We start from the raw sequence: 21,653 nt of genomic DNA, 5'->3' as shown, positions 1-21,653 counted from the left end.
GTTACAGCCGGTGAAGGTGGTTACTGAATGGAAACGGTTATTGCGTTTATAGTAATATTCGGGACACTTGTAGCATTTCATGAGTTTGGTCATTTCTTGTTTGCTAAGAGGGCCGGTATCATGGTTCGAGAGTTCGCTATCGGAATGGGACCTAAAATTTTAGCCCTCCGCAAAGGTGAAACGCAATACACAATCCGCTTATTGCCTTTAGGGGGATATGTCCGGATGGCTGGTGAAGATTTCGATACCGTCGAATTGCAGCCGGGTTACCGTGTAGGGGTATTATTGAATGCACAAGACGAAATAGAAAAGATTTACTTAAATCGAAATGTTTCCAATCCGAATGTTTTAAACGTAGAAGTAGAGAAGTCGGATTTAGATAAAGAATTATATATTGAAGGATATGATGAAGATGGACAATTGGTTCATCTGAAAATTTCCAGAACGGCTATGATTATTGAAAAAGGGCAGGAAACATTAATTGCTCCATACGATCGTCAGTTTGAATCCAAGCCACTAGGCAGCAGAGCATTGGCAATATTTGCAGGGCCGCTTTTCAATTTCATCTTGGCATTTTTCATATTCCTAGCTCTTGGATTAATGAATGGTGTACCAACCAATGAACCGATTATTTCGGAAGTGAAGCCGAATACGCCGGCAGAAATGGCTGGAATGAAAAAAGATGACTTAATCACAGGAGTAGACGGAAAGTCGATTGATTCTTGGACAAAGTTTTCTGAAGCGATTCAAAAAAGTGCCGGAGTCCCGATGTCAATTGAAGTTGATCGAGCGGGTAAGCAAGTGGTTTTAGATGTAGTACCTGATACAGTGGAAGATGCTGGACAGGAATTCGGTCAAATCGGTGTTATGTATTCAAGTCCATTGGAAAAAGGATTTATTAAATCCATAGTGTTCGGTGCCGAGCAGACTTACACATGGACAGTGAAAATCTTTGAACTATTAGGTATGCTAGTGACAGGTCAGTTCACAATAGACGCATTGTCCGGTCCTGTAGGTATTTATAAAGCAACTGAAGAAGTCGCTCAACACGGGATTTTCAATTTAATGAATTGGGCCGCTGTGCTAAGTATTAATCTAGGAATCATGAACTTGCTGCCATTACCTGCGTTAGACGGTGGAAGACTATTGTTCTTCCTGTTTGAAGGCTTAAGGGGCAAACCGATTGATAAACAAAAAGAAGGTATGGTGCATTTTGTAGGTATCATGTTATTAATGGTTTTGATGCTTGTTGTGACATGGAATGACATCCAACGATTTTTCTTCTAAAAAAGGTGGAAGTATATGATGAAACAATCGAAAACGTTTATACCCACAATGCGTGAAAATCCATCCGATATAGAGATGCGTTCGCATCAGTTATTGCTGCGAGCAGGTTATATCCGTCAGAATGCCAATGGTGTTTACACATATTTAACTCTTGCACAAAGAGTTCTTAGGAAAATCGAAACGATTATTCGTGAAGAAATGGAAGCTGTTGAAGGCATAGAAATTTCTATGCCATCGCTGCAAAGCTCAAGTATTCTTAAGGAAACCGAACGGTGGGATTCTTACGGTAAGGAAATGTTCCATGTTGCTGATAGACAGACCAATCAATTGGCATTGAGCTCAAGCGATGAGGAAGCAATCATTGATTTACTGCGTGATGAAGTTCGATCGTATAAAAAGTTACCATTAACAATTTTTCAAATCAAAACCAAATTCCGTGATGAAATAAAGCCGCGTGCGGGTTTACTCCATAGCAGAGAATTCATAAGAAAAGATGCCTATTCATTCCATTCAACGCAAGAGAGCTTGGATGAAAAATATTTAGAAGTCATGCAGGCCTACACTAATATGCTAACTCGTCTTGGTATGCATTTCCGCATGGTTATATCGGATCGTGGAACAGGTTCACATGAGTTCATAGCATTGACCGACAACGGGGAAGATCGGATAGCATATAGCGATAGTTCTTCTTATGCTGCGAATATGGAATTTGCTGAAGTACATGTTGATTATGAGCCGTCCGATGAAAAGCAGTTAGAGATGATAAAAGTCTCCACTCCGAATCAACGAACGATTGAAGATCTCACTTCATTTTTATCAGTTAGTCCGGAGCGTGTAATCAAATCATTGGTGTATAAAGTGGACCATGATTTTATTATGGTGATTTGTCGAGGCGATCATAGCGTCAATGAATATAAATTGAAGCGGTTTTTACATGTGAAACATATGGAGCTGGCAACAGAACAACAGATTGAAGAATTACTAGGCTGTCATGCCGGTTCGATTGGTCCTGTGAAACTACCGATAGGTGTAAGGGTATATGCAGATCATGCAATCAAAGCAATGGTGAACGTAGTGGCGGGCGCGAATATTGACGATTATCACTTATTGAATGTCAACCCGGAACGCGATTTTGCTATTGATGATTATGTAGATATCCGTTTCGTTCAAGAAGGGGACAGTTCTCCTGACGGAATGGGTACGATTAAATTCACTGAAGGAATAGGGATAGGACATCTCCGTAAATTAGGCACCGTCTTCAGTGAGCAGATGAAAGGAACATTCCTCAATGAAAATGGCAGAAAAAAGCCTTTTATTATGGGAAGTTATAGTCTGGGTATCTCCCGTTTACTGGCTACAATTGCCGAGCAATTCAATGATGAAACAGGATTGAAGTGGCCGAAGCATTTAGCACCATTTGATATTCATTTGATTACAACGAATGTCAAAGATGAAGTGCAAACACAGCTCGCGGATGAGTTATATGCGGTTCTAGAGTCTTATCGATACGATGTGTTGTATGACGATCGTGCCGAACGTGCGGGTGTGAAATTCGCTGACGCTGACTTGATTGGTTTACCAGTCCGTATTATAATCGGTAAACGAGCAAGTGAAGGTGTTGTGGAGGTCATGTACCGCCATAGTGGCGAATCAATAGATTGGCAAAAGGAAGAAGTGTTGGAAAAGCTACAATCCTTCTTTAGTGCAGATTAATCCAAGAAGGGGAGTCCGTTAACGGAACTTCCCTTCTTTTCGCGATAGAATGGAGGAATTTTATATGGATGCCGCCCAAAAGTTTTTAACTTTGCTGCAACAGACCGGACTGACAGATGATCAGTTCATGACCTATTTTCAAAACGGTGAGTTGAATCGTGTAACCGTACAGAAGAAAACGAGAGTGTGGAAATTCAATATAACACTCGATGAAGTGTTACCTATTGAGGTTTTTCAAATTATGCAACAACGTGTTCATGAAACGTTCGCTGCTATAGCGAATGTCCATCTTGAAATGGACGTTAGAAAAAATGAATTGAATGAACAATTAATAATAGATTATTGGCCATTTATTGTAGAGGAGCTAGCGGACATATCTCCTCCTATACGTCAATGCTTAGTGGAACAAAGGCCTAAGATACACGGTGAGAAGTTATTGCTTACTTGCTCAAGCGATTTGGAGTGTCAAACATTAAAAAATAAATACGTGGATATATTATCAACACTCTATCAGCAATTCGGTTTTCCGAAGTATATGTTCGATGTTTCGATTATTGAAAACGATAATGCAGAAAAAGAACGGCAGCAATTTCTTTCGCAAAAGCAACAAGAAGAAGACCTGTTATCCAAGCAGGCGTATCATCAGTTGCAACAACGTGAAACGATGAAAAGCGAGCAGGGAGATTCCGATAGGGTGTTATCGCTTGGTACGCCGATCAAAGCAAATGAGCCAATTATTCCTATTCATGAAATACAAGATGAAGAAAGACGTTTAATTATTGAAGGGTTTGTATTTGATGCAGAAGTACGAGAGTTGCGAAGTGGTCGTTCATTATTGACACTAAAAGTAACAGACTACACCGATTCAATCTTAGTCAAAATGTTTTCGCGTGATAATGAAGATGCAGAAATTATGAAATCCTTTAAAAAGGGTATGTGGGTACGAGCTCGCGGTGGTATACAGAACGATACATTCGTACGGGACTTAATCATGATGGCACAAGATATTGCCGTTATTCCCACTATTGAACGAAAAGACAAAGCACCTGACGGACAAAAACGTGTAGAGTTACATGCGCACACTTCCATGAGTCAAATGGATGCAGTCGTTTCAGCCTCGGCATTAGTGGCACAAGCAGCTAAGTGGGGACATCCAGCGATTGCGATTACAGATCATGCGAACGTTCAGTCTTTCCCCGATGCTTATAATGCTGGTAAAAAACATGGTATCAAAGTGTTGTTTGGTTTAGAAATCAATCTGGTGGATGATGGTGTACCGATTGTCTATGAAGAGCAACACCGTATGCTTGAAACGGATACATACGTTGTATTCGACGTTGAGACGACAGGCTTGTCAGCTGTGTACGACACGATCATCGAGCTTGCAGCTGTCCGAGTGAAAGATGGAGAAATCGTTGATCGATTTGAACGCTTTGCCAATCCGCATCACCCATTGTCGTCCGTGACGACAAACTTGACAGGCATTACAGATGATATGGTAGAGAATGCACCAGAAGTTGAAGACGTCATGGCGGAATTTATAGAGTTTATCGGAGATGCGGTGTTAATTGCACATAATGCATCGTTTGATATGGGCTTCTTTTATGCTTCATGTAAGCGGGCGAAAATAGAAACCATCGCTTATCCAGTCATCGATACATTGGAGCTTTCTCGTTTCCTGTATCCTGAACTGCGAAATCACCGTTTGAACACATTGGCTAAAAAGTTCGATATTGAATTAACACAACATCACCGTGCCATTTATGATACAGAAGCTACTGCTTATCTATTTCTACGCCTACTTTCAGAAGCGCAAGAAAAAGGGATCATGTGGCTTGATGACCTCAATAAGAATATTGGGGAAGGAGATGCCTATAAGCGCTCACGACCCTCACACTGCACTTTGCTTGCTACAGATGATGAAGGGTTGAAAAATCTATTTAAACTAGTATCTATTTCGCATATGGACTTTTTCTATCGCGTGCCCCGTATACCACGTTCGTTACTCGTGAAGTATCGTAAGGGAATAATCGTCGGTTCAGGTTGCGACAAAGGGGAAGTATTCGAAGGGTTAATGCAAAAGCCGATGGAGGAAGTAGAAGAAATCGCAAGCTTTTATGATTACTTGGAACTTCATCCAAAGCCTGTCTACTCGCATTTACTCGAACTCGATTTAATTCGAGATGAGTGGAACCTCGAGGATATTATGCGCAAGATGATCAAGCTTGGGAAGAAAACGGGCTTACCAGTTTGTGCAACGGGGAATGTACATTATCTAGATGAGACGGATTCAACCTACCGAAAAGTTCTTGTTCGTTCACAAGGTGGAGCAAATCCGTTGAATCGGCACTCATTATCGGAAGTTCATTTCCGTACGACAGATGAAATGTTGAAAGAATTTGAGTTTTTAGGTGAAGATGTAGCAAAAAAAATTGTAGTAGACAATCCATTGAAAATCGTAGAACGTATAGGTGAAGTGAAACCGATCAAAGATGATCTGTATACACCAACAATTGAAGGTGCGGAAGATGAAGTGCGTGATCTGACGTATTCAATGGCACATCAAATATACGGTGAAAAATTGCCAGAGATCGTTGAAGCGCGAATCATAAAAGAATTAACGTCTATTATTGATAATGGCTTCTCAGTTATTTATCTCATTTCGCATAAACTGGTTAAAAAATCATTAGATGACGGCTATTTGGTCGGTTCGCGGGGATCTGTCGGCTCCTCATTTGTTGCAACTATGATGGAAATTACAGAAGTGAATCCGTTGGCGCCACATTACGTTTGTCCGTCATGTAAAAAATATGAATTTTTTGATGATGGTTCAGTTGGTTCAGGATATGATTTGCCGGATAAAGAATGCCCGAATTGCCAGACGATGTTTAAAAAAGATGGTCAGGATATCCCGTTTGAAACCTTCCTTGGGTTTGCGGGAGACAAGGTTCCTGACATCGATTTGAACTTCAGTGGTGAGTATCAAGCACATGCACACAACTATACAAAAGAGTTATTTGGCGAAGATTATGTGTTTCGTGCTGGAACAATAGGTACGGTAGCTGAAAAAACTGCATATGGATATGTGCGAGGGTATATGAATGACAATGATATCCAAATGCGTGGTGCAGAAATTGACCGGCTTGTTCAAGGTTGCTCAGGCGTTAAGCGAAATACAGGACAACACCCGGGTGGCATCATTGTTGTGCCGGATACAATGGACATCTATGATTTCACACCGATTCAATTCCCAGCGAATGATCTTGAATCTAGCTGGAAAACAACGCACTTTGATTTCCACTCCATTGATAATAATCTGTTGAAACTAGATATTCTAGGCCATGATGATCCAACGATGATCAAAATGTTGGAAGACTTATCAGGCATCGATGCGATGACTATACCGCCTGACGATAAAGGGGTTATGGAATTGTTTAGTGGGACGTCTTCACTTGGCGTCACAGAAGAACAAATTGACTGTAAAACAGGAACTCTTGGAGTGCCCGAATTCGGCACACGATTTGTTCGACAGATGTTAGAAGAGACGAAACCATCTACATTCTCAGAATTGATACAGATATCCGGTCTATCTCACGGTACTGACGTTTGGCTTGGTAATGCACAGGAGTTAATCCAGAATAAAACATGTCAACTATCAGAAGTGATCGGTTGTCGTGATGATATTATGGTTTATTTAATCTATCAGGGGCTTGAACCTTCACTTGCATTTAAGATTATGGAATCTGTGCGAAAAGGGAAAGGGCTGACTCCTGAATTTGAAGAAGCGATGAAAGAGAATAAAGTGCCGGGATGGTATATCGGATCATGTAAAAAAATCAAGTACATGTTCCCTAAAGCCCACGCTGCGGCATATGTATTAATGGCATTGCGAATCGCGTACTTCAAAGTTCATCACCCAATCATGTATTATGCTACGTACTTCACCGTTCGAGCGACCGACTTTGATTTGGTGACGATGTGTAAAGGTTCTGCAAGTATTCGGGCGAAAGTTAAAGAGATCAACGCCAAAGGATTGGATGCCCTTCCAAAAGAGAAGAGCTTAGTAGTGGTTTTGGAAATAGCATTGGAAATGGTTGAGCGAGGATATACATTTGCGAAGCCTGATCTCTATAAATCTGATGCGACCCAGTTTCTTATTGAAGGCAATAAGCTGATTCCGCCATTTAACTCAATTCCTTCACTAGGAACTAACGTTGCGAAGACGATCGTTGAAGCGAGAAAAGACGGGGAGTTTTTATCGAAAGAAGACTTCCAGAAGAGAGGTCGGGTATCTAAAACGGTTGTAGAGTATCTGGATAACCTCGGTTGCATGGAAGGAATGCCTGAAGCGAACCAACTATCCCTATTCTAATGGGCTTATGGCGGTTGCTTCAGTTGCATTGTAAAAGGCCTTGTGATACGATTAAAACAACTTTTGCTATACGTCTTGCGGAAAAGAGTGGGGCTTCCCGCTCTTTTCTGTTGTTATTTTGAATTTCGGGAGGGATACCATTTGAGTAAAATTATAGAGGAAGTCGAACAGTTAGCAAGGCCGATCGTAGAAGAATTGGGTCTTGAACTGGTTGATGTTGAGTTCTTGAAAGAAGGTCGCGATTGGTTTCTACGCGTCTACATTGATACGCCAGAAGGCAACATTGATATAGATCAATGTGCGGCGGTTAGTAATAAACTAAGCGAGGAACTAGACCTTGTGGACCCGATTCCGCAAAATTACTTCCTTGAAGTGTCTTCTCCCGGGGCGGAAAGACCTTTGAAAAAAGATGAAGATTTTGAAAAAGCCGTGGGCCAATACGTATTCATCAAAACGTATGAACCGATTGATGGTATGAAAGAATTCGAGGGATATTTACTTGGATACGGACCGGACCATGCAAAAGTGGAAATACGGATCAAGACGAGAAAAGTACTAGTCGAAATTGACAAAACAAAAATTGCACTCGCACGATTAGCAATTGACTTTTAAAGTAAAAACAAAACTTTGTCTAGCTTTGCGCTAGTGGCCGAAGAACCAAATGCAACAATAATTGGAATGTAGGAGTGATGAACATGAGTAGTGAGCTACTCGACGCACTGACAGCTCTTGAACAGCAAAAAGGTATTTCAAGAGACGTAATAGTCGATGCAATTGAAGCGGCGCTTGTAACAGCGTACAAACGAAATTTTAACCAAGCACAAAACGTGCGTGTGGATTTGAATTTAAATAAAGGCACAATGGCTGTCTATTCACGTAAAGACGTAGTTGAAGAAGTGGAAGACGAGCGGTTACAAATTTCATTGGAAGATGCACAACTCATCAATCCAGTATATGAACTAACCGATGTCGTTGAAGAAGAAGTCACACCGCGTGACTTTGGACGAATTGCTGCTCAAACTGCTAAGCAAGTTGTAACGCAGCGTGTACGTGAAGCTGAACGCGGTTTGATCTATGAAGAGTATATCGATCGCGAAGAAGATATCGTCAACGGAATCGTAGAGCGTATGGATCCGAAAAACTTATTCGTTGGATTAGGAAAAGTGGAAGCGGTTTTGCCGTCAAGCGAACAAATTCAAACAGAATCATATGCACCACACGATCGCATCAAAGTATATATTACCAAAGTTGAAAGAACAGCACGCGGACCGCAAGTGTTTGTTTCTAGAACTCATCCAGGACTATTACGGCGCTTATTTGAACTGGAAGTACCTGAAATATACGATGGTACAGTAGAAATCAAATCGATTGCACGTGAAGCGGGCGATCGATCGAAAATTTCTGTTTACACAACAAACGAAGAAGTGGATCCTGTAGGCTCTTGTGTCGGTTCAAGAGGTGCGCGTGTACAAACTATTTCAAATGAATTGAATGGCGAAAAGGTAGATATCGTAGAATGGTCTGAAGACCCGGTAATCTTCGTTGCAAATGCGTTGAGCCCTTCAAAAGTAATTGATGTACAAGTAAACGAAGAAGAACGTTCCACTACTGTTGTTGTGCCAGATTATCAACTCTCATTGGCAATCGGGAAAAGAGGCCAGAATGCAAGATTGGCTGCTAAATTAACAGGCTGGAAAATTGATATCAAAAGTGAAACGGATGCCAGAGAATTAGGGATCTATCCCCGTGAAGAATCTCTAGCTGTTCTAATAGAAGAGCCAGATGCTAGTGCAGATGAGTTCTTGGAAGCTTACGAGTATGAAGATGAAACACCAGCTGAATCAGCTGAAGATTTTGATTTATACGCAGATGAAGACAAAGAAGATTGATTTGGAAAGGATTGCATGCTGATGTCGAACAATCGGAAAATCCCTTTGCGTAAATGTGCAGCGACTGGTGACATGTTACCTAAAAAAGAAATGATTCGAATTGTCCGTACGAAAGAAGGCGAAGTATCCGTAGATTTGACAGGAAAGAAGTCAGGCCGCGGTACATACGTTTCCAAAACGGAGGATGCCGTAGAAAAAGCACGTAAACAACACTCGATTGAACATCAATTGAATGTCAAAGTACCAGATGAAGTCTACGAAGACCTTTTGCATGCAATTCGTCGAGAGGCAATTAAATGACAAAAGATCCTTCAAAAATTTATCAATTGCTTGGCATGGCGGCTCGTGCACGTAAAATTGCAACGGGTGAAGATTTAGTCGTGCAGGCGGTTCGTTCAGGTGAAGCGCAACTGGTCATCCTATCAGGTGATGCATCAAAGAACACAATGAAAAAATTAACGAATAAATGTAATACGTATAACGTTGAGAAGTATGTATTTGGAAGTCGTGAAGAACTTGGGCATGCAATTGGAAAAGAAGCTCGAGTCGTCTTGGCACTAACAGATAAAGGATTCGCAAAAAAGTTATCCGAGCTTCTCAATGAATTTAATCGGGGGTGGGCTAATGACGAAAATGAAAGTACATGAATATGCCAGATCAATAGGAAAAACAAGTAGAGATCTTGCTGCAGAATTACTTAAGAGTGATATTGTGATTAAGAGCCATATGGAAGAACTAGATCCAGTTTCAATTGCAAAATTAGATGAAAAGTTCGGTGATTTGAAAAAGCCTGAAGTGAAAACTACTACAGTTAAGCCAGCGAGCAAACCAGCAGGCCAAAGAACGGATCGTCCAAGCAATACAAATAAACCAGCTACAACACAAGGGACTAACCGTCCTGCTGGTAGCCAAGGCGGATCGAATCGTCCAGCTTCAACACGTCCTCAAGGACAATCTACATCAGCTCCGAAAGCGGGAAGCACTCAGCCACCACGTCAAGGACAAGGTGCAGGTTCACCACGTCCAGCTGGCGGCGGTGGACGTCCAGGCGGCGGTCGCGGTGGTAGACCACCAGCACGCGGTATTAACCAAGGACGTCGTAGATACCGTCCGGCAGTACCTGCACAAAAGGTTGAAGTGCCGCTACCAGATAAAATTACTTTTTATGAGTCGTTATCTGTGGGTGAGTTGGCCAAAAAATTAGGTAAAGAACCTTCTGAGATCATCAAAAAGTTGTTCATGCTTGGTGTAATGGCAACCATTAACCAAGAATTAGATAAAGATGCAATCGAGCTAATTTGTGCGGAATACGAAGTTGAAGTTGAAGAAGAGATCCGTATAGATGTAACAGACTTGGAGATCTACTTCGAAGATCCTGAAGAGGAAGAAGAAGTACCAGGTGAACTAACGGAAAGACCGCCAGTTGTCACGATTATGGGTCACGTTGACCATGGTAAAACAACATTGCTTGACTCAATTCGTAACACCAAAGTAACACAAGGTGAAGCGGGTGGAATCACTCAGCATATTGGAGCGTACCAAATTACAGCTAACGGTAAGAAAATCACTTTCCTAGATACACCAGGTCACGAAGCTTTTACAACGATGAGAGCACGTGGTGCGAAAGTTACTGACTTAACAATCCTAGTTGTAGCAGCGGATGATGGTGTTATGCCACAAACAATTGAAGCAATTAACCATGCGAAAGCGGCAGAAGTTCCAATCATTGTAGCTGTTAACAAAATGGATAAACCATCTGCAAATCCTGATCGTGTAATGCAGGAATTGACTGAACACGGTTTAGTGGCAGAAGATTGGGGCGGCGATACGATTTTCGTACCAATTTCCGCACTAAAAGGTGAAGGAATTGATCAGTTACTAGAAATGGTTCTATTAGTTGCAGAAGTGGGCGAATTTACTGCTGATACTTCCATTAGAGCTAGAGGTACTGTAATTGAAGCGCAGCTCGATAAAGGAAAAGGCTCTGTTGCTACATTGCTTGTACAAAATGGTACATTGCATGTAGGAGATCCAATCGTTGTTGGAAATACGTATGGTCGCGTTCGGGCCATGGTCAGTGACCTTGGTCGTCGTGTAAAAGAAGCAGGTCCTTCCACTCCAGTAGAAATAACTGGATTGAGCGATGTTCCATTTGCAGGAGATCGTTTCGTCGTATTTAAAGATGAAAAAACTGCTCGTCAAATCGGTGAAACACGTGCTGGAGAAGCACTTCAAGAACAGCGTGTGGAGAAAACACGTGTAACACTTGATAACTTGTTTGATCAAATGAAACAAGGCGAAATGAAAGAATTGAACTTAATTGTTAAAGCAGACGTACAAGGTGCGGTCGAGGCAATGGCTTCTTCTCTTATGAAAATTGAAGTAGAAGGCGTTAACGTCAAAATTATCCACACGGGTGCAGGGGCAATCAATGAGTCCGATATTTCTTTGGCAGCTGCATCTAACGCAATCGTTATTGGATTTAACGTCCGTCCAGATACCAATGCAAAACGTGCCGCAGAAGCAGAAGGCGTAGACATTCGTCTGCATCGTGTTATTTATAAAGTAATTGAAGAAATCGAATCAGCTATGACAGGCCTACTGGATCCTGAGTATGAAGAGAAAGTAATAGGTCAGGCAGAAGTTCGTGAAACGTTTAAAGTATCTAAGATCGGAACGATTGCAGGAAGCTATGTAATCGATGGTAAAATCACAAGAGACGCTGGCGTTCGTGTTTTGCGCGATAACATTGTAGTCTTTGAAGGCGAATTAGATACATTGAAGCGTTTCAAAGATGATGCAAAAGAAGTTGCAAAAGGCTATGAATGTGGTATTACAATTAAAAAATTCAATGATGTCAAAGAAGGAGATATCATCGAAGCGTACGTTATGGAAGAAATTAAAAGAGCATGATTGTTTACGCGGAATGTTCTTTCTACATCCCAGCAGCGGCTTCTTTAAAAGACAAGCGAGCCGTTTTGAATCAGATGAGGGATCGAGTGAAAAACTCCTATAATGTATCTGTTGCAGAAATTGATCATCAGGATTTATGGCAACGTACTACATTCGCTTTAGTTGCCGTGGCATCTTCCAAAGATGCTGCGGAACGAGAAGTGAGACGAGCGATTCGTCTGTTTGAATCCAATCCTAATTGGGAAATGACTGCGTGTACAGTAGACTACTTATGAGCAAAGAACGAGGTGAATTGCCATGTCAGTGCGTGCTAATCGTATAGCTGAGCAAATGAAGAAAGAATTGGGCGATATTATCGGCCAAAAACTTAAGGATCCACGTATCGGATTTGTGACGGTGACTGGTGTTGATGTAACTGGAGATTTACAACAAGCGAAAATCTTTATTTCTGTTCTAGGGACGGATAAAGAAAAGGAAGATTCGTTACTTGGGCTTTCCAAAGCAAAAGGTTTCATTCGATCAGAAATTGGTCAAAGAATCCGCCTACGCAAAACACCTGAACTTGAATTCGAAATTGATGAATCAGTCGCTTACGGTAACCGGATTGAAAGCTTGATTCGCAAAGTAAATGACGAAAACGAACAATAAACAAAAGGAGGAAGTTCATAATCGCTTAGGCGGTATGACTTCCTCTCTTCTTACATAGAGCAAGTTTTTCTGAATGAATTTAGGAAGAAGGGGTAAGATGAACGGTATTCTACCTTTGTGGAAAGAGAAAGGTATGACGTCGCATGATTGTGTCTTTAAGCTTCGAAAGATATTACGGACGAAAAAGGTGGGGCATACAGGCACGTTAGATCCTGAAGTGGAAGGTGTCTTGCCTATCTGTATAGGAAGAGCCACAAAAGTCGCTTCATATATTACAGATGCGGGTAAGGAGTACATCGCGACCGTTTCTATAGGTCGCTCTACGGAAACCGAAGACGCGCAAGGTGAGACCGTAACAAGTGATTTGACATACAAGGAATTAACAAGGGACCAAATTGAAGAGGCGTTAGAGCAATTAACAGGGGAAATCACTCAAATTCCACCCATGTATTCAGCGGTAAAAGTAAACGGCAGACGGCTGTATGAATATGCGCGAAAAGGCATTGAAGTAGAACGGCCAGTTCGCAAAGTACAGATCTATCAAATTGATCTATTGAATGAAGATCAACTATTCACTGGTGAAGAAGTGACATTTTCCATTAGAATACGATGTGGTAAAGGAACTTATATTCGGACGTTAGCTGTGCAAATTGGTGAACTTCTTGGATACCCAGCGCATATGGATTCGTTAGTCCGAACTGTTTCAGGAAATTTTGATGAATCACATTGTAAAACTCTCGCAGAAGTAGCACAAATGATGGAGCTAGATCAAGTGCAGACGATTTTGCGTCCAATCGAAGATGTATTGACTGATTTTCCGCAATTTGAAATCGAAGAGGCATCGTTGGAATCTATACGAAATGGTCAAGTGCTTCCCGCAGTATCACTACTAACAGATCACCCTTCCATCATGATGATGTTCGAAGGTCGTGTGTTGGCCATCTATCAAAATCATCCAACAAAGCCGGGTTTAATGAAACCGGAAAAAATGCTACTAGCTAGTGAGTAAGGAGAGATAGAAATGAAAATCTATAGATTACGATATCCGGATTCGATAAATATTCCACAACAACTTGCTTTTTCATTAGCTATTGGATTTTTTGATGGTGTACATAGAGGACATCAAGAAGTCATTCGCAATGCAAAAAAAGTTGCAGATGATTTATCGATCGAGACAGCCGTCATGACATTCGACCCCCACCCCTCACAGTTGTTTTCAGGGAAAAACGTTGGATATATTACACCGATTGAAGAAAAAGTCAGAGTACTTGAATCTCTTGGTGTGGATACGCTATTCATTGTCAGTTTTGATTGGGAACTAGCTAGTCTTTCACCACAAAGATTCATCGACATCTTTATCAAAGGGCTCGGTGTCAAACATGTTACTGCTGGCTTCGATTTTACGTTTGGTTCAAAAGGTTCTGGAACGATGAAAGATATGCAAGAGCTATCGGAAGGTGATTTTGGCACAACAGTCATTTCTAAAGTGACTTTCGATCAAGAGAACAAGGTGTCTTCGACGGAAATTCGCCAACTGCTATCTACTGGTGATGTAGAAACAGCAGCAGGGCTTCTCGGTCGTCCATTCCGTACATTGGGTGAAGTGATACATGGAGAAAAACGAGGCCGTCAGTTAGGTTTTCCGACAGCTAATATCCAAACTGCTAAAGAACATGTAGTTCCCGCTAGTGGTGTGTATGCCGTGCGATGCCTAATAGGAGATACATGGTACCGGGGCGTCTGCAATATGGGTGTAAAGCCAACATTTCATGATCCAGAACACCGAATTCCTACTGCAGAGGTTCATCTGCTAGACGTCAATATGGATCTTTACGGACAAAAAATGGCAATTGAATGGTTATACCATATACGGTCTGAACAAAAATTCGATTCACTTGATGCATTAAAAACACAAATCGGAAAAGACAAGCAAACAGCTAAGGACTTATTAACCGACTAGTTGGTTGTTGCAACTGACATAATGCCGTGATATGATACAATAGTGTTCAATACACGAACCTCTTCTTGGCAACACGAGTCACCAACGTTTGCTCGGGAGATGGGGATACTTTTATTTAGGAGGTGAAAAGGATGGCTATTACACAAGAGCGCAAAGCTGAATTGATCAACGAGTTCAAGACTCATGAAAATGATACTGGATCTGCTGATGTTCAGATTGCTATCCTTACTGAAGAGATCAATAACCTGAACGGCCACTTACGTACTCACAAGAAAGATCACCACTCACGTCGTGGTTTGTACAAAATGGTTGGTACACGTCGTCGTCTATTGAGATATCTACGTGAAACTAACGTTCAACGTTACCGTGATCTTATTGCATCACTAGGCTTACGCCGTTAATAAGACTGAGAAGCGGGCTTTGCCCGCTTTTTTCTATGGAATTAAGATGAAATATTTCGCATACATGTATCACGTTTGATACACTATTACTAATTACATACTAGATGTATACAGTTTTACAATAGAGAGGAGTTCTACAATGTCAGAACAGAAAAAAGTTTATACACTCGATTGGGCTGGACGTACGCTTACAATCGAAGCCGGCCAACTTGCAAAGCAAGCTAACGGTGCGGTGCTCGTTCGCTATGGCGAAACAACAGTACTTTCCACGGTGACTGCTTCTAAGAAACCAAAACCTCTAGACTTCTTCCCACTTACAGTGAATTATGAAGAACGCATGTACTCGGTTGGTAAGATCCCAGGAGGATTTATCAAGCGTGAAGGGCGCCCTTCAGAAAATGCTGTATTGACTAGCCGGTTAATTGACCGTCCAATCAGACCTTTATTCCCTGATGGCTTCCGTAACGATGTACAAGTGATTTCACTTGTTATGTCAGTGGATCAGGATTGTTCCTCTGAGATTTCAGCTATGATCGGGTCTTCTTTGGCTTTATCTATCTCGGATATTCCATTTGATGGTCCAATCGCAGGCGTTCAAGTAGGTCGTATAGATGGAGAATTCATCGTCAATCCTACACCGGATCAGCTTGAAACATCAGAAATTGATTTAGTCGTTGCAGGTACAAAACATGCAATCAACATGGTAGAAGCAGGAGCTAAAGAAGTTTCTGAAGAGATCATGTTAGAAGCAATTATGTTTGGTCACGATCAAATTAAGAAATTAGTCGAATTCCAAGAAAAAATTATAGCTGAAATTGGCAAGCCAAAGTTCGAAATTGAATTATTCGAACTGGATGCGGATATCAGTAAAGAAGTAAAAGATCGTTGTGAAAATGAACTTATGACAGCCATCCAAACTGAAGAAAAGCACGCGCGTGAAGAGGCAATCAACGAAGTGAAAGCAGCTGTACTTGAGCATTACACAGAAGCTGAAGCTGACGATGTGACAATTAAGCAAGTGAAAGCGGTTCTTGAGCAAATGGTGAAAGATGAAGTACGTCGTTTGATTACAGTCGACAAAGTTCGTCCGGATGGCCGTAGACTTGACGAAATTCGTCCATTATCATCTGAAACAGGACTCTTACCTCGCACGCATGGTTCTTCATTATTCACACGTGGACAAACGCAAGTACTAAGTGTATGTACATTAGGTGCGCTTGGTGAAAATCAGATTATTGATGGCATTGGTTCAGATGAGTCTAAGCGCTTTATGCATCATTACAATTTCCCGAACTTCAGTGTCGGTGAAACAGGTCCGATTCGTGGTCCGGGTCGTCGTGAAATTGGTCACGGTGCATTAGGAGAGCGGGCATTACTGCCTATGCTTCCAGATGAAGTAGAATTCCCTTACACAATGCGTCTAGTTGCTGAAGTATTGGAGTCTAATGGTTCTTCTTCACAAGCATCGATCTGTGCTTCTACAATGGCTATGATGGACGCTGGCGTACCCCTAAAAGCACCTGTAGCAGGAATTGCAATGGGATTGATCAAAAAAGATGAAGATTATTCTATTCTGTCAGATATTCAAGGAATGGAAGACCACTTAGGCGATATGGACTTTAAAGTAGCAGGTACTAATAATGGTATTACTGCTCTTCAAATGGATATCAAAATCGATGGTTTATCTCGACAGATTTTAGAAGAATCTCTTGCGCAAGCAAAAATCGGTCGTATCAAAATTCTGGATCATATGTTGACGACAATTTCTTCAACACGTGAAGAATTATCTGAGTACGCTCCGAAGATTATCGTCATCCATATCAAACCGGACAAGATTCGTGATGTGATCGGACCAGGTGGGAAAGTAATTAATAAAATTATCGAAGAAACTCAAGTTAAAATCGATACAGAGCAAGATGGAACGATTTATATCGCATCACCAAACTCTGAAATGAATGAAAAAGCTAAGAACATGATTGAAAATATCGTACGTGAAGCGAAAGTAGGCGAATACTACTTAGCAAAAGTTAAGCGTATTGAGAAGTTCGGTGCATTCTTAGAAATCTTCCCAGGCAAAGATGGCTTGCTTCATATTTCGGAAATTCAGGAAGCACGTACGAAAGAAGTGGAAGATGTATTAAAATTAGAAGATGAACTATTTGTAAAAGTAATTGAAATCGACAGACAAGGTCGAGTAAACCTTTCACGCAAAGTAGTCATTTTAGAAGAAAAAGAAAAAGAACAAAAACAAGAACAAGAACAAGCTAACAAAGAATAACAATCAACAATCAATCGGTCAAAAAAGCCTCTTCCTGCACAAGTTGCGGCGAAGGAGGCTTTTTGTACTTTACATAAGGAGTGAAATCTATGATTCAAAAATATAATTGTTCAAATGGTGTACGTATTATCCATGAAAAGATGCCACATTTACAATCCGTAGCGATCGGTGTCTGGGTGCACGCAGGTTCAGCCAATGAAACAAAAGAGCAAGAGGGAATTGCCCATTTTATTGAACATATGCTGTTTAAGGGAACAGATACACGAAGTGCACGAATGATTGCTGAGCAGTTCGATCAGATTGGAGGCGATCTGAATGCCTTTACTTCTAAAGAAATGACTTGCTATTACACTACTGTGTTAAGTCATCATGCCTCTTATGCATTGACAGTTTTATCCGATATGTTTTTCCATTCTCAATTCAAAGAAGAAGAGATGGAAAAAGAAAAGTCTGTCATCCTGGATGAAATATCTTCTGTCGAAGATATGCCCGATGAAGATGTTGATGAAAGATTATGGGCTGGAATGTTCCCGGAAGATGCTATTGGCAAGCCTGTAGGAGGACGAATTGAAACAATCAAGTCATTTACGAAAGAAATGGTTGAAGAATTCATGGCGAAACACTATCGCCCGGAAAATTTGGTCATTTCAATTGCAGGAAACTATGATGAACGTTTAATCAAGTTGATCGAGGCAAACTTCGGAAGCTATCAAAGTGAAAAACAGGATGCTATTTCGATAATAGAGGAAAGAGTACCGAATTTTACGGCACAACAGATTATCAAAGTAAAAGATATTGAACAAGCCCATGTATGCTTTGGTTATCCTTCCTTGCCTTCGACTCACGAAAGGATTTATGAGTTAAGCTTATTCGATAGTATTCTCGGCGGAACGATGTCTTCTAGGTTGTTTCAGGAAGTTCGAGAAAACCGCGGTCTAGCGTATTCGGTCCACACGTATTATGCTGCGTATGAAAATGCAGGTTCCTTTGTCATTTATTGTGGGACCTCTCCTGAAAACTTTCAAGAGACGTATCGTACAATCGACCAAGTGATCGCTGAAGTGCTTCATGACGGTCTTACAGATAAAGAATTGCACAATGCCAAAGAGCAACTTAAAGGCAGTTTTGTGCTCGGTTTGGAAGGCTCTGAATCACGTATGTATAGAAATGGTCGCAATGAATTAGTGCTTGGCAAACATCAGACAATCGATGAAGTAGTAGGACAAATTGAAAACGTTGAAAAACGAAGTGTCTATCGCCTAGGTGAGCAAATTTTAACAAGTGATCGTGCAACATCAATTATTGCGCCCAAATCAAATATTCAGCAATTAAAAAAACTACAGAACTAGTCGACTTCCCATCTCCCATACATATGATGAAAGAGATCTTATATAGGGGAGGACTTCCATGCGATTATCAGAACTGGCACAAAAAGAGCTGATTCAAGTAGAAGAAGGTATGAGGTATGGTTTTTTGGCGGAAACAGATTTGTTGTTCGACCGCAAAACAGGAACAATCATTGGATTTGAAATAAGGAAAAAGTTAGGGAAAACTCTTTTTAGGCAAAAAGACCAGGATATCATTGAATATATTCCATGGCATGAAATTGTGCTGGTTGGCGAAGATCGGATCTTGTTTGGCAAAACACATGAGCTGAACAGAAAGGAAGTGGAAGGGTATGACTAAATGGCTTGTGGTAGGCACCGATCAACGTTTGCGAATAGCGAATGAACTATTGGTAAAATCAGGAATTGACAGTGAATATATATGTACTGATACGTTTAATGAACAATTAAAGCAAACTCTGATTAGTACAAAGCCTGATCATCTTCTGCTTCCTTTATTGATGATGGAACAAAGCATACCTGCAGACTATTTGAAAGTAGGCTCTTCTGTTTATTCCGGTAGTACTTCAGCGGAATGGAGACAACAGCTTGTTGAGAAAGGTATTACGCATACGAATTATTTAGAAAATGAGCAATTCATTTGGAGAAATGCACAATTAACTGCAGAAGCGTTCGTTCATGTCTTTTATGAGCATACAAAACGCCAGATTGCGGGTAAGCATTTTTACATTGCAGGATTTGGCAGAGTAGGAAAAGCGATTGCTCATACATTGCATCAACTGCAAGCTACTGTCACAATAGTTGCACGTGCTGATGAGCAATTAGCAGAAGCGGAGATATTTGGATTTAACACACTACCGCTCAATGACACTACAATATTCACACATGGCTACTTAGTAAACACTATTCCGGCTCCATGGCTCGATCCCAATCAAAGTGGTACTGTTCATGTTTTTGATGTCTCTTCAACACCTGGGTGCCTAAAGCATTCCAATTCCACTGAATACTATACGATACACCTCAAATTGCCCGGGAAGCATTTTCCTGAGGATGCGGCAGCTGTATTGGTTGACGCGATTTTGAGAATAAGTATAGACGAAAGGGGAACTAAATGCTCAAAGGAAAACGAATCGGATTAGGCATCACTGCTTCACATTGCACATACGACCAATTGCTTCCTATGATCGCTTCGTTGCAAAAAGAAGGAGCGATTGTCGTTCCAATTATTACACATTCAGTTCTTCATGCTGCAACACGTTTTGGTACAGGTGAAGAGTGGATTAAACGAATAGAAGAAGCGACAGGCGAGAAAGTAGTGGCAAGTATTGTTGAAGCGGAACCATTCGGTCCATCCAATCCGCTTGATTGCATGGTAATTTCACCGCTTACAGGTAATTCCATGAGTAGGTTCGCTAATGCAGCCACTGATTCACCTGTTTTAATGGCGGCTAAAGCAACATTGCGTAATGGTAAACCGGTTGTACTTGGTATTTCTACAAATGACGCACTAGGACTTAACGGAATGAATCTCATGAAGTTATTGAATATGAAACACGTCTTTTTTATTCCATTTGGTCAAGATGATTGCATAAAAAAACCGAACTCCTTAATTTCTGATTTCTCATTATTACCCGCTACTGTTGCATCTGCGATAGATAGTAAACAATTACAGCCGTTACTAATAATTCATAATAATGCATGAAAATAGATTTTTAAATTCTGCAACATATGTTATAATTCGTTCAATAACAATTAACGAGACGAGGACTTTACAATCGGTCCTCATGATTGCTTGTTAATAATTGAAAGGAAGATATAGATGAAGAATGTTACTGTTGCAATTGTCGGCGCGACCGGAGCGGTAGGTACGAAAATACTTGAGAAGTTAGTAGAGCGTAATTTCCCTGCCACTTCCATTAAGTTACTTGCATCCAAACGTTCCGCGGGCAATGAAATCATAGCGGGTGGAAAAACGTACATTGTACAAGAAACGACTCCGGAAGCTTTTGAAGGTATCGACATTGCATTCTTTAGTGCAGGTGGGAGTATTTCCGAGAAGTTTGCACACGATGCAGTGAAAAGCGGAGCGGTTGTAATTGATAACACAAGTGCATTCCGCATGGATCCTAATACACCACTTGTCGTTCCAGAAGTGAATCCACAAGAGTTGAAAAACCATTCAGGAATCATTGCGAATCCAAATTGTTCTACTATTCAGATGGTAGCAGCGCTTAAGCCGATTAAAGACCAATATGGACTGAGCAAGCTAATCGTATCTACTTATCAGGCAGTTTCAGGTGCCGGTGTGGAAGCGATTGATGAATTAGCGGAACAAAGCAAGAAATTCACGGATCGTAGTGAAATACAAGCAGAAGTATTACCTTCCGCTTCTGCAAAACGTCATTATCCGATCGCATTCAATGCGATTCCACAAATTGATTCATTTGATGAGTCGGGCTATACATTGGAAGAACTGAAAATGATCAATGAAACAAAGAAAATATTCGGCGATCAAAACATGGCGGTAGCTGCGACATGTGTCAGATTACCAGTTGTATCTGGACATTCAGAATCGGTCTACATTGAAATTGACCAAGACAACGTCACAGTTAAAGATATCCAGTCATTGATGAGAAATGCGGAAGGAATTGTCTTGCAGGATGATCCGGCTTCACAACTCTATCCTATGCCACTTTATGCAGAAGATAAAGATGAAGTGTTTGTAGGAAGGATCCGTAAAGATTTAGATAACCCAAAAGGATTCCACCTCTGGATTGTATCGGATAACTTATTAAAAGGTGCTGCATTGAATTCAGTGCAAATCGCCGAGGCGCTTATCAAATAAA

19 protein-coding genes are annotated in these 21,653 nt (G+C 41.1%); all 19 read left to right on the top strand.

The window, feature by feature from the left end; all coding sequences use genetic code 11:
* The first annotated feature begins 27 nt into the window (after positions 1–27).
* The 19 genes from rseP to asd all read left to right on the top strand — a co-directional run bounded on the left by rseP (position 28) and on the right by asd (position 21,652).
* Positions 28–1,287: an RIP metalloprotease RseP gene (gene rseP, locus CSV70_RS04685; RefSeq protein ID WP_099628104.1), complete on the top strand. Its 1,260-nt coding sequence runs from the start codon at positions 28–30 to the stop codon at positions 1,285–1,287.
* A gap of 18 nt (positions 1,288–1,305) precedes the next feature.
* The gene (locus CSV70_RS04680) at positions 1,306–3,000 is read left to right on the top strand and encodes a proline--tRNA ligase (protein WP_099628195.1); all 1,695 of its coding nucleotides are present in this window, start codon (positions 1,306–1,308) and stop codon (positions 2,998–3,000) included.
* A 49-nt stretch (positions 3,001–3,049) separates the two neighbouring features.
* Positions 3,050–7,372, top strand: coding sequence for a PolC-type DNA polymerase III (locus CSV70_RS04675; protein ID WP_099660783.1), 4,323 nt, complete (start codon positions 3,050–3,052; stop codon positions 7,370–7,372).
* Positions 7,373–7,513: 141 nt separating this feature from the next.
* Complete coding sequence (gene rimP / locus CSV70_RS04670; protein WP_085133267.1) at positions 7,514–7,984, top strand: ribosome maturation factor RimP; 471 nt, start codon at positions 7,514–7,516, stop codon at positions 7,982–7,984.
* Between the two features lie 83 nt (positions 7,985–8,067).
* Entirely contained in the window at positions 8,068–9,261 is a 1,194-nt protein-coding gene (gene nusA, locus CSV70_RS04665; RefSeq protein ID WP_085133268.1) for a transcription termination factor NusA, read from the top strand.
* 21 nt (positions 9,262–9,282) lie between these two features.
* Positions 9,283–9,561, top strand: a complete 279-nt coding sequence (gene rnpM / locus CSV70_RS04660; RefSeq protein WP_085133690.1) for an RNase P modulator RnpM — start codon at positions 9,283–9,285, stop codon at positions 9,559–9,561.
* Positions 9,558–9,908 (top strand): YlxQ family RNA-binding protein, encoded by a 351-nt coding sequence (locus CSV70_RS04655; RefSeq protein WP_099628106.1) that lies wholly within the window; start codon positions 9,558–9,560, stop codon positions 9,906–9,908. The genes rnpM and CSV70_RS04655 overlap by 4 nt, the downstream gene beginning before the upstream one ends.
* On the top strand, positions 9,886–12,174 hold the full coding sequence (infB, locus tag CSV70_RS04650) for a translation initiation factor IF-2 (RefSeq protein WP_085133270.1): 2,289 nt from the start codon (positions 9,886–9,888) through the stop codon (positions 12,172–12,174). Before CSV70_RS04655 ends, infB begins: the two co-directional genes overlap by 23 nt.
* On the top strand, positions 12,171–12,449 hold the full coding sequence (locus CSV70_RS04645; protein WP_085133271.1) for a DUF503 domain-containing protein: 279 nt from the start codon (positions 12,171–12,173) through the stop codon (positions 12,447–12,449). The genes infB and CSV70_RS04645 overlap by 4 nt, the downstream gene beginning before the upstream one ends.
* 22 nt (positions 12,450–12,471) lie before the next feature.
* Positions 12,472–12,822: a 30S ribosome-binding factor RbfA gene (gene rbfA / locus CSV70_RS04640; protein WP_085133272.1), complete on the top strand. Its 351-nt coding sequence runs from the start codon at positions 12,472–12,474 to the stop codon at positions 12,820–12,822.
* A gap of 97 nt (positions 12,823–12,919) precedes the next feature.
* Complete coding sequence (gene truB / locus CSV70_RS04635; protein ID WP_085133273.1) at positions 12,920–13,831, top strand: tRNA pseudouridine(55) synthase TruB; 912 nt, start codon at positions 12,920–12,922, stop codon at positions 13,829–13,831.
* A gap of 12 nt (positions 13,832–13,843) precedes the next feature.
* On the top strand, positions 13,844–14,782 hold the full coding sequence (locus CSV70_RS04630) for a bifunctional riboflavin kinase/FAD synthetase (RefSeq protein WP_099628107.1): 939 nt from the start codon (positions 13,844–13,846) through the stop codon (positions 14,780–14,782).
* Between the two features lie 131 nt (positions 14,783–14,913).
* Positions 14,914–15,183 carry a 30S ribosomal protein S15 gene (gene rpsO, locus CSV70_RS04625; protein WP_029053162.1) on the top strand — a complete coding sequence of 90 codons (270 nt, stop codon included), beginning with the start codon at positions 14,914–14,916 and terminating at the stop codon, positions 15,181–15,183.
* 139 nt (positions 15,184–15,322) lie between these two features.
* Positions 15,323–17,461 (top strand): polyribonucleotide nucleotidyltransferase, encoded by a 2,139-nt coding sequence (gene pnp / locus CSV70_RS04620; protein WP_099628108.1) that lies wholly within the window; start codon positions 15,323–15,325, stop codon positions 17,459–17,461.
* Positions 17,462–17,550: 89 nt separating this feature from the next.
* On the top strand, positions 17,551–18,810 hold the full coding sequence (locus tag CSV70_RS04615) for a M16 family metallopeptidase (RefSeq protein WP_085133276.1): 1,260 nt from the start codon (positions 17,551–17,553) through the stop codon (positions 18,808–18,810).
* A 58-nt stretch (positions 18,811–18,868) separates the two neighbouring features.
* The gene (locus CSV70_RS04610) at positions 18,869–19,147 is read left to right on the top strand and encodes a YlmC/YmxH family sporulation protein (RefSeq protein ID WP_099626383.1); all 279 of its coding nucleotides are present in this window, start codon (positions 18,869–18,871) and stop codon (positions 19,145–19,147) included.
* A complete protein-coding gene (locus CSV70_RS04605) occupies positions 19,140–19,946 on the top strand; it encodes a dipicolinate synthase subunit A (protein WP_099628109.1) in 807 nt (268 codons plus the stop codon). Before CSV70_RS04610 ends, CSV70_RS04605 begins: the two co-directional genes overlap by 8 nt.
* On the top strand, positions 19,919–20,509 hold the full coding sequence (locus CSV70_RS04600; protein WP_029053157.1) for a dipicolinate synthase subunit B: 591 nt from the start codon (positions 19,919–19,921) through the stop codon (positions 20,507–20,509). The genes CSV70_RS04605 and CSV70_RS04600 overlap by 28 nt, the downstream gene beginning before the upstream one ends.
* Before the next feature lie 117 nt (positions 20,510–20,626).
* Entirely contained in the window at positions 20,627–21,652 is a 1,026-nt protein-coding gene (gene asd, locus CSV70_RS04595; protein WP_085133279.1) for an aspartate-semialdehyde dehydrogenase, read from the top strand.
* Position 21,653 lies beyond the last annotated feature (1 nt).

Origin of the sequence: Sporosarcina sp. P25, from assembly GCF_002743235.1 — a bacterium.
Lineage (GTDB): Bacteria > Bacillota > Bacilli > Bacillales_A > Planococcaceae > Sporosarcina > Sporosarcina ureae_B.
Note: the sequence above shows the minus strand (reverse complement) of the source record. Positions and strands in the feature narration are given on the sequence as shown.